General features: G+C 36.8%; 14 protein-coding genes and 3 pseudogenes. 16 read left to right on the top strand and 1 reads right to left on the bottom strand.

What is annotated here, in order from left to right; genetic code table 11:
* Positions 1 to 545 precede the first annotated feature (545 nt).
* The 14 genes and pseudogenes from J2T20_RS05515 to J2T20_RS05450 all read left to right on the top strand — a co-directional run.
* Positions 546 to 632 (top strand): annotated as a pseudogene (locus J2T20_RS05515) (GNAT family N-acetyltransferase); the annotation flags it as partial.
* Between the two features lie 217 nt (positions 633 to 849).
* The gene (locus J2T20_RS05510; protein WP_307586379.1) at positions 850 to 1791 is read left to right on the top strand and encodes a ketopantoate reductase family protein; all 942 of its coding nucleotides are present in this window, start codon (positions 850 to 852) and stop codon (positions 1789 to 1791) included.
* Between the two features lie 99 nt (positions 1792 to 1890).
* Positions 1891 to 2196: an ArsR/SmtB family transcription factor gene (locus J2T20_RS05505; RefSeq protein WP_307586377.1), complete on the top strand. Its 306-nt coding sequence runs from the start codon at positions 1891 to 1893 to the stop codon at positions 2194 to 2196.
* A 54-nt stretch (positions 2197 to 2250) separates the two neighbouring features.
* Positions 2251 to 2667 carry an RrF2 family transcriptional regulator gene (locus J2T20_RS05500; RefSeq protein ID WP_307586375.1) on the top strand — a complete coding sequence of 139 codons (417 nt, stop codon included), beginning with the start codon at positions 2251 to 2253 and terminating at the stop codon, positions 2665 to 2667.
* A gap of 95 nt (positions 2668 to 2762) precedes the next feature.
* Complete coding sequence (locus J2T20_RS05495; protein ID WP_307586373.1) at positions 2763 to 3632, top strand: aldo/keto reductase; 870 nt, start codon at positions 2763 to 2765, stop codon at positions 3630 to 3632.
* Positions 3633 to 3776: 144 nt separating this feature from the next.
* Positions 3777 to 3971, top strand: a pseudogene (locus tag J2T20_RS05490) (DUF255 domain-containing protein); the annotation flags it as partial.
* A 547-nt stretch (positions 3972 to 4518) separates the two neighbouring features.
* A complete protein-coding gene (locus J2T20_RS05485; protein WP_307586372.1) occupies positions 4519 to 5436 on the top strand; it encodes an AraC family transcriptional regulator in 918 nt (305 codons plus the stop codon).
* A gap of 26 nt (positions 5437 to 5462) precedes the next feature.
* Positions 5463 to 6368, top strand: coding sequence for an aminoglycoside phosphotransferase family protein (locus tag J2T20_RS05480; RefSeq protein WP_307586371.1), 906 nt, complete (start codon positions 5463 to 5465; stop codon positions 6366 to 6368).
* Positions 6365 to 6949 (top strand): GNAT family N-acetyltransferase, encoded by a 585-nt coding sequence (locus J2T20_RS05475; RefSeq protein ID WP_307586369.1) that lies wholly within the window; start codon positions 6365 to 6367, stop codon positions 6947 to 6949. Before J2T20_RS05480 ends, J2T20_RS05475 begins: the two co-directional genes overlap by 4 nt.
* Before the next feature lie 164 nt (positions 6950 to 7113).
* Entirely contained in the window at positions 7114 to 7224 is a 111-nt protein-coding gene (locus J2T20_RS05470; protein ID WP_307586774.1) for a DUF255 domain-containing protein, read from the top strand.
* A gap of 425 nt (positions 7225 to 7649) precedes the next feature.
* Positions 7650 to 8669, top strand: coding sequence for an NERD domain-containing protein (locus J2T20_RS05465; RefSeq protein WP_307586367.1), 1020 nt, complete (start codon positions 7650 to 7652; stop codon positions 8667 to 8669).
* A 243-nt stretch (positions 8670 to 8912) separates the two neighbouring features.
* Positions 8913 to 9515: a hypothetical protein gene (locus J2T20_RS05460; RefSeq protein ID WP_307586365.1), complete on the top strand. Its 603-nt coding sequence runs from the start codon at positions 8913 to 8915 to the stop codon at positions 9513 to 9515.
* 213 nt (positions 9516 to 9728) lie between these two features.
* Positions 9729 to 9866 (top strand): annotated as a pseudogene (locus tag J2T20_RS05455) (DUF255 domain-containing protein); the annotation flags it as partial.
* Positions 9867 to 10506: 640 nt separating this feature from the next.
* On the top strand, positions 10507 to 10815 hold the full coding sequence (locus J2T20_RS05450; protein ID WP_307586363.1) for a DUF3889 domain-containing protein: 309 nt from the start codon (positions 10507 to 10509) through the stop codon (positions 10813 to 10815).
* A gap of 112 nt (positions 10816 to 10927) precedes the next feature.
* Here the strand turns inward: J2T20_RS05450 and J2T20_RS05445 are convergent, their stop codons facing one another.
* Entirely contained in the window at positions 10928 to 11383 is a 456-nt protein-coding gene (locus tag J2T20_RS05445) for a DUF3888 domain-containing protein (protein ID WP_307586361.1), read from the bottom strand.
* Between the two features lie 200 nt (positions 11384 to 11583).
* Here J2T20_RS05445 and J2T20_RS05440 point away from each other — a divergent pair, with 200 nt between their 5' ends.
* Both J2T20_RS05440 and J2T20_RS05435 read left to right on the top strand, forming a co-directional pair.
* Positions 11584 to 12114, top strand: a complete 531-nt coding sequence (locus tag J2T20_RS05440; RefSeq protein ID WP_307586359.1) for a hypothetical protein — start codon at positions 11584 to 11586, stop codon at positions 12112 to 12114.
* 295 nt (positions 12115 to 12409) lie between these two features.
* Positions 12410 to 12808 (top strand): hypothetical protein, encoded by a 399-nt coding sequence (locus tag J2T20_RS05435; protein ID WP_307586357.1) that lies wholly within the window; start codon positions 12410 to 12412, stop codon positions 12806 to 12808.
* The last annotated feature ends 5 nt before the right edge of the window (positions 12809 to 12813 follow it).

Here is a 12813-nt window from a genome sequence, read left to right as displayed (position 1 = left end):
GATTGAAGCTGAACAGTGGGGTAATGGGAATGGAATATACATGATGGGAATATCGATGCAATAGTAACGTTTGAAGATTCAGAAACTCGTTGAAAAGAATCAACAAACTGGCGAGTGCTTACATGGTAAGTATTTTTGGGGAAGTGATATGGTACTTGTGGATGAATGTATTCGTAATCGCATTGATAATGAATGGCATCAGATCTATGGATATGCCTTTATCAGCTAAGAGGATATTTTCTGAACTGCTACTAACACACTTTGATTTACTTATTGATGTTTATAATTCTATAAATTCACATGATTACATAGCCTTAAAATATGTTGAAAACTCTTGGACTTGGTTAGAAATACAAGTTGATAATGATATCTTAGTATTAAGCGAGTTGAATTATGAGATAAGAATTAAAACAATTAATTTTATGAAGGATATTCAAGGAATAAACAGTAGTATCTTAGGTTCGGTCTTTTTTTCTAAGGTATCGAACTTCTATAATTTCCATAAGTTAGAGATGGACTAGCTGTGCGAAACTATGGTGAACGTATTAATGGGTTGCGGAGCACTCAAGGAACTTGATAGTCAACATGGAAAGATAAAGTCAATGCGAACTTCTTCATCCTATTTAAGAAAAAAATATTTAAATAACACTATACCGAAAAGAGACACTAACCAATAACCGTTAGTGTCTTTTCGTGTTTGCGCTCCTGCTGATTGTGAGTTCCCCGGAAAGTATATTGGAGAATCGTTATAAATTGACATTATCGGGTCACTAACATATAATCAATTCGAAAGTTATCGAAGTGTAATATCATTATAATCTCATAACAATGAAAGCAGGAGTTGATTGTATGAAAGTATTAATTTACGGTGCTGGGGTGTTGGGAAGTTATCTGGCCCATGTACTTGCAAGTGGAGGTAATGAGGTGACCATGCTTGCTAGAGGGAAGCGGTTGGAAGAACTTCGGAATGATGGGAATGTGATCCGCCATTATTTTCAATTGCATACTACGGTGGATAGAGTGAATGTCGTTAATATTTTGCGGCCGGAGGATGTCTATGATCTTATCTTTGTCGTGATGAAATATCCGGATTTCCAGGCGGTATTACCTGTTTTAGCAGCGAATCAGAGCAGGCATATTGTGATTGTGGGGAATAACGCCAGTCCTGGTGAGATGAGAGATTATCTACAGGCAAACAGTCCTGTGGAGAAAAAAGTAGCGTTCGCTTTTCAAATGAATGCGGGATGGAGAGAGAATGGTCGGATGGTGAGTGTGCGCGGTCCAAAAGTGCAGATGGTGATAGGCGGTTTGGGGGAAAAGCTGTCTTGGCGGCCGGTAATTGATCAAGCTTTTGCTAAAGCGAAGTATAAGCTTACTTATAATGATAGTATGGATCTTTGGCTGAAAAGTCACATGGTCATGATCCTGCCGATGAATTCCATAGGTTCTTCCTATGACGGCGACCTGCGCAAGGCCGCTAAAGACAGCAAGCTGCTGTATCAAGTCATTGATGCGTTAGATGAAGGTTTTCAGGTGCTTGAAACCCTCGGGTTTACGGTTACGCCTGCAAGTCAAGTTCAATGGGTCCGTAACAAACGGAAAGTGCTCTACGCCGAATTGAAAATTCTACTGTTAACCTCAGTCGGTAGAATTCTCTTGAGTGATAAAGCGGTGGGTGCTGACGAGATGTCGGCGCTGTTAGTCGCTTTTAATGAATTGAAGCAACAAGCGGAGATTCCGACACCTAATTGGGATCAGCTAACAAAGGTTCCCCCAACTGCCTATACTTAACCGCAGAGGGGGACTGTTCGAATTGACATGCCCTCTTTTGTAAGCTAGAATAATTCGATAGATATCGAATGGATACACAGTTGACTAGGGGGGCTTGTATTGGAAATCAAACAAATGGCTAAAATTTTCAAGGCCCTTTCTAATGAAAATCGATTGGAGCTCTTTCTCAAGATTGCCGAGTCCCATGAGACCAGTATAGAAGCTAGTGGCGGACTTTGTGTCGCTGATATCGCCTCTTGTCTGAATATCGGTGCACCGACCATTTCACATCATATCAAGGAACTGGCAAACGCGGAGCTTGTTGTAACCGAGAAGAAAGGGAAATTTCTATTATGTAAGGTCAACAAAGATCTGATATCAAAAATCACTGAAATGCTGGCTATGGAGAAAAAAGAAACCATTTAAAGCGTATCGAAGCGATCCAGAAAAGCTAATAGTCTAGAATAGGATGAATTAAAAATGGCATACTCTACAGCCTTATCACAGGGAATTTCCATATTACTCTATATTCACGGTATTACAGAGGAGCACTGTTTTAACTTTTTATCTACCAAGGTAATTTCAGAGCAGTTAAATATACCTGTTCCAACAACGGTTAAAGTCATCCGAAACTTGAACAATGCTAGACTGACTATTGCCAAAGAAGGGGCTAAGGGCGGCATACTGCTGGCAAGGCCTTTATCAGAGATTACAATATTGGATGTTTTTCTGGCCGTTGAACCTGGAAAGGCTTTGTTCAAACTCCATACAGATGTAACACTTCAGGGAAAAGAAGTTGATGAAGTCAAACAAAAGATCGCCGATAGTCTACAAGCAGCCGAGATGGCCATGCAGAGTCATTTAAAAGAAATAAAGTTAACCGACTTATTGGATTAAGAAAAAGGTTAACTTTATTTTTTGATATAACTATATATAATATATATTTAGAATATACCGTATGTTTTATAATTTTTATAAAAAGGAGCAGTCAAATGAATTTGGATTCTAAAGTAGTAGAAGCCATTAATGGGGTCAAAATCCCCCAATTAGGTTTTGGGGTGTACAAAATTACGAAAGAGGTAGAGTTTAAAACAGCGATAAGTGAGGCTATTAGAATAGGTTACCGGCATTTTGATACCGCTAAAATATATGGGAATGAAGAAGCTTTAGGAAGAGAAATTCGGAATAGTCAAATACCTCGTGAACAATTTTTTATCACGTCTAAAGTCTGGAACACGGATCATGGTTATGAAGCCACTAAGAAGGCCTTTGAACGAACTACTAAAAAGCTGAATGTAGATTACCTTGATATGTACTTAATCCATTTCGCCTCATCTAACTATATAGAAACGTGGAAAGCCATGGAGGAATTATATTTTGAAGGCAAAATCAAGGTAATTGGAGTTGCGAATTTTGAGATTCAGCACCTTGAAAAACTAATGAAACACTCCAAGATTTCCCCGATGATCAATCAGATTGAGACTCATCCAGAATTTCCGCAAAATGACCTGCATGACTATCTCAAGGAACATCAGATTTTGCACGAGGCCTGGGGTCCACTAGGTCAAGGGAACAAAACATTGCTGAAGCATCCGGAATTAAAAAAAACCGCTGATCAATATCATAAAACGGTGGCTCAAGTCATCTTGCGTTGGCACTTGGAACGGGGAGTAATCATTATTCCAAAATCATCAAATCCAAAACGAATAGAAGAAAACAGCCAGATATTTGATTTTGAGCTGACCGGCGATGATATAGAAAAGATCGACCAGCTGAATACAGGTAAAAGGTATTCGATCAACCCAACGGGTTATATCGTTAATCCTATTTATAATAAGCTGATGAAGATTTTAATAAAATAAAAAATCCATAATGATTAGGGTTACCCAATAGAAAAACTCCCTCGGAATAATATTAGAGCACATTATCAAGTTAATCTAAAAGAGACACTAACCCCTGTTAGTGTCTTTTGGCCCTCCATTGGGTAATACTAACAATGGACCATACTGCCAAGGAGGTTACATAAATGGAGATTAAAGAAGGCTAAAAAGCCTAATCAACTGATAAATGAGAAGTCCCCCTATCTACTACAACACGCATATAATCCCGTGGATTGGTATTCGTGGGGAGATGATGCTTTCGTTAAAGCCGCCGAACAGAATAAACCAATTTCCCTAAGTATTTGTTATTCAACTTGTTACTGATGGCACGTCGGTGAATTCCACTCGTTTAATCTTAGTGTTTTCATCCCATTCCCAATTCAATTTCCGTTTCATTCTCTTATCTTTATTCCACTAATCTCTCAATGAGCCTGAATTCATTCTTTTTCGAACCTCGGCCATGTATATCTGAAATACTCCGTACTCGTTTTAAGGATTGCACTAATATAAACATCTCCTGCAACACCCCAATCCTGGTTCATGAAAGGAATAGAGGGACAAACAATAATCGTGGTGATTACATAGCGTTTGATACCAGACCTTGGCTCCGCTGAGTTTGTCGCTTTTGCGAGACTGATGATACGGATACCTCGGCGATATACGCCATATTTTCTGCTCACCCTTGATATGCCAAAAAATAATTATTTGGTATAACAGGGGGGCATCGAGGAGGCAAGAAGTTGTAGGATAATAATAAATACTTCATCACGATCAATACGTTTGTATATTCATTCAAGCTATCCATGTTTTCCATTTGCGGTGTATAATTTTGGTAGTCTAATACAAAAGTAATTGGAGAATTCGATAAATGAAGAATGACTATAAAGATAGAATTGATAAAGTAATTAAATACATAGAGGACAATAGTAATCAAAAACTCAATCTTGATCTATTGGCTGGTGTTTCAAACTTTTCGAAATATCATTTTACAAGAATATTTACTTCTATAGTCGGTGTGACTCCAGTTGCATTTGTAAATCAAGAGCGTTTACAAAAGGCTGTTTATTATTTGGCTGAAACCAATATGACTATTTTGGAAATTTCGAATCAATGCGGTTTTGAAACAGTGTCAACCTTCAATGCTCTCTTTAAGAAACACTATAATAAGACCCCAAGTGCCGTTAGAAATAGGGTACAGAAAAATAGCAATATTTCATCATACTTTAGCAATAAGCTAGAAGATGTGTCTCCACTTGAAGATTACAATAGAGATGGGAAAAATGAACTCTTAAAAAGGGCTTGGAAAAACATGATAACAATTAAGGAACTTCCAGAACATGAAGTGGCGTACGTTAGACATGTCGGGAGTTATTTGGATACTCGTGTAGCTTGGGACAAGTTGGTACTTTGGGCAAGCCAACAAGGACTTACTCCAAAAAACTATCAGTTTATAGGAATATCGTTGGATGATGGAAATCTTGTAGAAGAATATGCTTGTCGATACGATGCTTGTGTTACATTACCCAGTGGATTCGAGAGATATGAACATATGAAGCATGTGAAATTCAAAACACTTTCTGGTGGAATGTATGCTGTATATCCCTACTACGACACTATAGAAAAATTTGTTCTCGCCTATCAAAACGTATTCAGTCTATGGCTACCCAATAGTGATTATGATGCCGACGATAGACCATGCCTCGAATTTTGTATGAATGATCCTGCTAGCGATAAGGAAGGGAAATGTAAAGTCGATTTATATATACCGATCAAGAAGAGAATATAAATAATCGCTGGGAAGGATGATGATTATTGGGACACTCTATAGGTATTGTGGATTGGGTAGAAAAAAACGAAAAATTGGATGAATTATTAAATCAAGTGAACACCTTAACTACACATTCAATGGATCATGGATTTGAAGCTGAAGTTATGAAAATAAGCTCAGATAAAGAGAGCTTTGTATTGAAAGTATGGAATAAGGGTTCCAGGCCTGACATTAGTTTTCAATTTCATTTATTGAATGTCCTTTCTGAACGAGGGTTATCTGTCTCTAAGCCAGTGGGTTGGGGGATAAATCCAAACGCAGATGAGGTGTTGCTAACAACCTTTGACGGAATGCCTGTTCTTAAAGTGAATGAAAAGAAAATGATTGATATTGCAAAGATATTATCAAGAATACATCAAATCCCTGTAGATGAGATTGGAGATATACATTTTCCCAAGAACGACTTCATTGATTACTTTTTTCCTGGAGTAAGGGAACACGATGACTTAAGTAGTGTATTATTTTCTCTTGTTCCAATCATTCCAATACAGCAAGATCGTATAATTCATGGTGATTTCCATGTGGGAAACATTTTAGAGGAAAATGACCGATATACCGTAATAGATTGGACGAACGGACAATTAGGGGATTCCAGATATGATTTTGCGTGGGCACTTACTCTACAAAGTATATACATTTCGGAGCGATATGCACATGTGTTTCGTTCCGCTTATCTATTGGAAAATGATATTGAGCAAAAAGAACTTGAAGTTTTTGAAGCGTTGGCTTGTCTTAGGTGGATTTTGCTTAATAGAAACGGTGGTGTACCCAAACGACCTAATACAATAGAGAGGGTAAAAGGTTTAATAACAAATAATTCATTCTTAAAAGAGATGGAGTTTAGAGATATTCCGATAAAAAAAAGAAAATATGGAGCGGTGACGGAATGAACCTTGAAGCAGTTTTTGAACAGTTTCCTATCCTAAAGTCAGATGATTTCGTATTGAAGAAAATTGAAGATCAACATCTTGACGAAGTTTTTGAAATCTATAATAATGACAAAGTGTTTGAATACTGCGGCATAATACCCAAACACAATAAAGATACTGTAAAAAACATGATAGGGCATTTCGAGAGAGATTATAATAAAAGGTCAAGGGTTAAGTGGGGGATATTCGCCAATCCTAAACCCGATCAATTGCTTGGGATTATTGAAGCTGTCGACTTTAATCAAAAGGTAAACGTAGTGACGATTGGCTACTATTTGTCGGAATCACATTGGGGAAAAGGTAACGCTACCGAAGCGGTAAAAATATTACTCGATTTTTTGTTTGCGGATGTCAACGTCAACAGAATTCAGGCTGAAGTTATGCCTCTAAATGAGACTTCAAAAAAGGTATTGTTGAAGAATGGCTTCATCAAAGAAGGAACATTGAGACAAGCAACACTATGGGCAGGTAAAGGAATCGTCGATTTAGAAATATACAGTATTTTAAAAGAAGACTATGTAAATATGTTTTCAGTTGTATGACGCAAACGTAAACTATAAGATGACCAGTAAAAGTATAGAACTATAATGCAGGCAAGAGAAAAAGGAAGGGGACGAGTTTATTCGCTCCTTCCTTTTGTTTTATCATGTATAACGGGATCGGATAAATGAATATATGACTCTAACTGTAAACACAGCCACATCTAATTTATTCTACCGCCAGCACTCATCCCAACTGGTATGCGTGGAGTGAAGAAGCGTTTAATACCGCGAGACGAGAGAATAAAGCTATTTTCTTATCTGTTGGGTATTCGTAGTGGGGCCTAAGTCAGCTTGTCATTGATGGCACGTCGGTGAATTCCACTTATTAACCGCAGTATTTTATCCAATTACGATTCACTTCTAGCTACATTTCCTCTTAAGACTTTCCGCCATTAAATTCTTATCCACTCCACTATCTCATTAAAAGATATTTATCTCCATTCCATCTAGTTGTGTGATTAATAGTATTTGCTCACTCAATGGTTTTAGTTATTGAGCATGTAAAAGAGTTTGTTATAGGGTCATTCTCTTCTATGAGAATAGGTGCGGATACAAAACGTTATATATTTCAAATGAATAAGATAGGTATAATCTCCTAATTCCTCAGGAGCTTTGATGAATGTTTATGGTATAATCTGACTATAAAGGTAGGTATCTTTTTTGCTTATCAAACTTAACTCATCATGTTAGGAGACAAGTTATGTCATTATTCAATAAATTATTCGGTCAAAAACGTACTATTCAAAGCCCAACGTTTGCCAAAGACTTTACAAAAGAGAATTACCAACTTATCGCTCTTAACGAACTTCTTAATCAAGTTACCAATGAAGTGAAGAAAGAATCTATTGAGAAAGATATAATGCTTTTGAAATATGGTATAGATGGTGAAAATAATGTTTATTTTGAGTTAAAGAATTCTTTCTTACCAGTCCTATGTCTACATGATGTGAGGATTGAGTACGGAGATTATGTGGCTCAGCTAGACTTTGTAGTGATTTCCAACAAATTCACATGCATTTTAGAAACTAAGAAATTAAGCGGAAATATCAGCATTGACCAGGATGGTAATTTTGTAAGAACGATGAAAAACAAAAACGGTAGAGATTACAAAGAGGGCATTTACAGTCCTGTTACACAAAACACAAGACATGTAGACATTCTGAAACATGTACTTTCCAAAGAATTGAAGATCAATAATATGCCCATTCTATCTCTGGTTGTAATGGCTAATCCCAAAACCATCATTAAGAAAATTAAGTGTCCAGCAGAGATTGAAAAGACACTTATTAAGTACGATCAACTTAAAACTACATTAGAAAAATATCAGAATGACAAAGCAAACCAATATGATCTAGCTGAGAAGGACATGTATAGCATCGCTGAATTATTAATTAAGCTGAACAAACCAATCGATATGAATTTTGAGGCGAAGTATCAGATTGTTGTTGAAGCGTCTCAGATTGAAGCTGAGGACCAGATTGTCGCAGAAACGACTCAGATTGAATCGAGAAGAGATGAATCAGTACTTCGCGAAGAACTTACTGCGTACAGACTTAAGAAATCAAGAGAAGAGAATGTTAAGGCTTATTTTATTTATAACAATAACGAAATGGAAGAAATGATTGCTAAGTATCCACGAACAAAAGAGGAATTACTAAAGGTTAAAGGATTTGGAAAACTCAAAGTGGAGAAGTATGGTGAGGAGATTATATATATTTGAAGATGGAATTAATCATTAGAAATAGAAATTGAAGAAAATGGGCTGCTTACAAACTTGCTCAAAATAAAGATGGAGGGTGCTTTTGAATGCACATTGATAGATGCATCCTTTGCCAAGTCTTTTGAATAAACCAGTTTCCAATTTTAAATTACTTGGGTTGGTTTGGAACAATCTAATCAGGTGCTTTGTATTTTTTATTTGATTTAGTTAGTTTATAGCTTCTAAAAAATAAGGGAGAGATATATGGCTTACAGTCCTAATTACTCCAATCTTTATGTCTTAAGAGATGCTCCTTCCAATAGACCATTTAGGGGAATGTTTGTTAATCAGGATGACTGGGTTTTTGTTAAGCACTATAGTGGTACAAAGATACCTTCTCAAATCATATGTACTCAGCCCGCTTCTCCACGTTTATATCACGAGAAAATTATTGAAAAATTCGTTAGTGAGGGTATTAGTGGGTGGGATGTGTTTGAAGTGGATGTATTAGGTAAAGACGATGAACTTTTTACGGGTTATTTTGGGCTATCAATAAAAGGTAGATGTTCACCTGTAGACTTTTCTCGTAGTCTGATTGTTAATCGTGATTTTCCTGGTGGAAGTTTCCCTTATCTTAAAGGTAGATTTTTTGAGGATGATTATTGGGATGGTTCAGATATTTTTATGGAAGATACTGGTGGCGCAGGTGGGTTTCAATATTGTAGCGAGCGAGTAAAGAAGTTATTAGTTGAAGAAAAGGTAAAAAGCATTAAATTTGAAAGGCTTATAGATTTTGAAATAGATGTGAATATTATAAGGTCAGTAAGTCCAGAAAAGCTTCCTAAAGGAATCGAATTAACCAAATAAACCGCTAATATTGACATGCGACAAATGATACCAAAGAAATTTATTTATTAAAAGAGATATTTTTGGCGAATGCTATAGAAATAATTCTAAACAAGACACTAACCCCCCCGTTAGTGTCTTTTCTCCTTCTAACGGGTAATACTAACAATGACCCAAACCGCCTAAGGAGGTTACATAAATGGAGATTAAAGAAGGCCAAAGCCTAATCGACTAATAAATGAGAAGTCCCCATATCTACTACAACACGCCTATAACCCCGTGGATTGGTACTCATGGGGAGACGATGCTTTTGCCAAAGCCGCCGAACAAAATAAGCCAATATTTCTAAGTATTGGTTATTCAACTTGTCACTGATGGCACGTCGGTAAATTCCACTCGATCGATCTAAATTTTTCATTCTATTCCCCATTAATTTTCCGAATCTTCTCCGTATCACTATTTCGCTAATTTCTTGCTTTACTGGCATTCAGTCTTATTAATTTCCCATCACATGGGCCAATACGATGAAATCTTTTACATTCGACATTGGCAATGGTGGAAGAACATTTTTGGGTTGGATGTTAATCATTATCGTTACGATCAGAGTTGATTTGGAATTTTTATTGTGATAACTGATAGTTAATGTTTTCGGGATTTCATCTAATGAAGCCCCTGTGTCAGTTGTTACAAACGGAATATATGTTGGAAGCATAACTTTTTTATGAAACTTTTTTTTGAACATTATTACAGCTTCACGTTGATTCAAATTACCTAAAGGGTTCGCCATGATCACTGGCGGAACTCAAGCGATCATCATTACGTGATGCTAGTCCACCAAAAATAAGGAACAAATTTAGGAATAGAATGATTAAGTTCACACAGAATAGCCTCCTTTTCATCTTAATATGACAGTTTGAAATGATTATTATTCAGAAGCACTTCGTGAATATTTCCAATGCATATCTCAAGTATTGATGGGGAAAATATGAAAAATTGCGATAGGCGGTGATTAGTGATAAAGAAAATGGTCCTGTGTCTAATAGGGTTGCTTATGATATCACCAATGCCAGTAGAAGCTGTACCCGAATACGCTAAATGGGGTGCCATTGCAGTAAAGGAAACACAAATGCGATATAACGCAGACATCATTGATTACAAGCATCTTGGCCGCACGAAATTGACTCCAGAAACGGTCGAAGAGAAGTTTAAGATGTGGCTTAGAAGGCACGATGGTAAAGAATTTGGGGTGTACGTATCCATAAGAATTAACGTATCAACGGACGTTATCCAATCCATTCGTTTTACTGAAACGGATCGGTAATATGTCATTGTATAGTGGGGCAAATGATGCGATGTAAATACTATAGAATGCTAAAAGCGAAGGACTAGATCCTTCGCCTTTTTGTGTGAGCGGGCAAACAAACGATCAAACCCTATAGAGAATTAGGAGTTCCACGAAGGATATGCTTCCAATTGGGCGGCAGTTCAAAATCCTTTAAGTGGTTATATTTTATTAACTTGGCGGTTGGTCCCGCAGATACTTCTAAGGTCATTCGATCCATTCCCACGTAATTATGAGGCCCTACAAATGGCATCACATTCACGGTTATTAAAAAAGCAAACCCACGAAATCCATTTTTTCTTTTGATCTGAACTACATCGATGTCATAAGGAAAAACAAGAGGTGGTTCCTTAAAATTTTTTGAATAATAATTGTTCACTGCATCTTGAATAGTTGGCCTTAGAAAGAGCATAAGCATGTCTTGCAGTTGAAGCTCTGTAGAATCTTGTTGAGGTTTAGGTATATCTGAATGAGCTTCTGTTTCTAAGGGTGATATGATTAGCATCAGTGAGAAGAGGATAAGGATAATCTTAAGTTTGTTTTTCAAAGATAGCACCCCAATAATTGTTTCTGTTTACGTTCTCCTACCGTACAGAAAAAATGCAGAGAAAACAATAACGATTATACTCATGGGAATCAGATCCACAGAGATAAAGCCTAGACCTTAGGTGTTTATATTGCCACATATTTTTCACTAAGTAAGGAATTATAGCCATTAGGAATCAATGAAGGATGTGCGGGAAAAAAATGTTAAAAGTAATTTTCATCTTCAGTTTGTTGGTGGCAACAGCTAGTCCAATCGCTTTAGACTCTGTAAGTCAAACCAAATTCGAACAAGTAAAAAAATCTACTGACTTTAAACTGCTTTTACCGAGGGATTATACACAAAAGTGGAAGTTGGAAATCAAGGAACCTTATCCTGTTGATGCAACATCACCCATAACAAGAGTCAGGCTGCATTATTTTGATAAGTCGGGCCAAACATATATGTTTGGGATTGAGCAGCATAAAGCATTCGGTTACAAAATTAAAACAGAAAAAACAGTTTTGGATGTTCGTAATAAAACAAGCACAACAGTCATTGGTGAAGAAGAGTTCAAATTCGATACGCATGGTGAAACAGTTATATTTAAAGGAATTGAAGCACGGTTCGTGCCTTGGGCAAATCATATTCCAGGCGGATTTTTACGATGGGTACAAGATGGGACATATATAGAGATCGATAGCAATCAATTGTCTAAGACGGAAATGATTGAAGTAGCGATATCAATGAATTAACTTAGGATCACTTTTTATTGTTGATTTGGAAATAAAATTTGGATTAAGTGTACTGATTTTCTTACCTACGCAAACAATATACAACAGACGATTTCAATGAAGATAGCTAGCGGACAAATTCTATAGCAAAGTCACAACATCATTTTGGTTATATTATGAAAAGAATCTAAGAAAAGCGACATATGAACGGACGATTGAGAAAAACTTGCTTGCCTAAGGATTAACTGCTCAGCTAACGGACAGGATAGTTCGATAGCCTCATGGGTATAATAACAAAAAATGGAGGCTAATTCCCATGTGGTGGAGAGGTAGAGTGCATAAAATTATTTTGATTTGTGCAATAGGGGTAACCTACTTTACAGTAATGGATTGTGCTGAAGCTTACAGCGAAGAGTCACCCATTAAGTATAATGCAGATCTTCAACGTAAGTGCTTGGAAGAGATCCTTATTTTTGAACTTCGTCCTAAGATCATGAGCGTACTTCGTAAGGAGTATAATAATAACTATCTAATCTCCAACGCTCATATATTGCCAATAAAGGAATCAGATTCGTATCCTCTACAAGAGTTCATACTTGAAGGAAGAGTTACGACACAAGGTTCTACCTCAGATATAGTTCAAATTACTTTCAAAGTTAATATAGGCAGATACACAGTGAGTGGTTTTAATGTTATCGGTAAAGGAAAAGAATAAGTGCC

The organism is Paenibacillus wynnii (assembly GCF_030812855.1).
Taxonomy (GTDB): domain Bacteria; phylum Bacillota; class Bacilli; order Paenibacillales; family Paenibacillaceae; genus Paenibacillus_AQ; species Paenibacillus_AQ wynnii_A.
The sequence above is the reverse complement of the archived record's forward strand: the minus strand, read 5'-3'. Positions and strand labels throughout refer to the sequence as shown.

Coding starts and splice junctions, on each gene's coding strand:
- J2T20_RS05510 (WP_307586379.1), top strand. CDS start 850: ATGAAAGTATTAATTTACGGTGCTGGGGTGTTGGGAAGTTATCTGGCC.
- J2T20_RS05500 (WP_307586375.1), top strand. CDS start 2,251: ATGGCATACTCTACAGCCTTATCACAGGGAATTTCCATATTACTCTAT.
- J2T20_RS05495 (WP_307586373.1), top strand. CDS start 2,763: ATGAATTTGGATTCTAAAGTAGTAGAAGCCATTAATGGGGTCAAAATC.
- J2T20_RS05485 (WP_307586372.1), top strand. CDS start 4,519: ATGAAGAATGACTATAAAGATAGAATTGATAAAGTAATTAAATACATA.
- J2T20_RS05475 (WP_307586369.1), top strand. CDS start 6,365: ATGAACCTTGAAGCAGTTTTTGAACAGTTTCCTATCCTAAAGTCAGAT.
- J2T20_RS05465 (WP_307586367.1), top strand. CDS start 7,650: ATGTCATTATTCAATAAATTATTCGGTCAAAAACGTACTATTCAAAGC.
- J2T20_RS05460 (WP_307586365.1), top strand. CDS start 8,913: ATGGCTTACAGTCCTAATTACTCCAATCTTTATGTCTTAAGAGATGCT.
- J2T20_RS05440 (WP_307586359.1), top strand. CDS start 11,584: ATGTTAAAAGTAATTTTCATCTTCAGTTTGTTGGTGGCAACAGCTAGT.
- J2T20_RS05435 (WP_307586357.1), top strand. CDS start 12,410: ATGTGGTGGAGAGGTAGAGTGCATAAAATTATTTTGATTTGTGCAATA.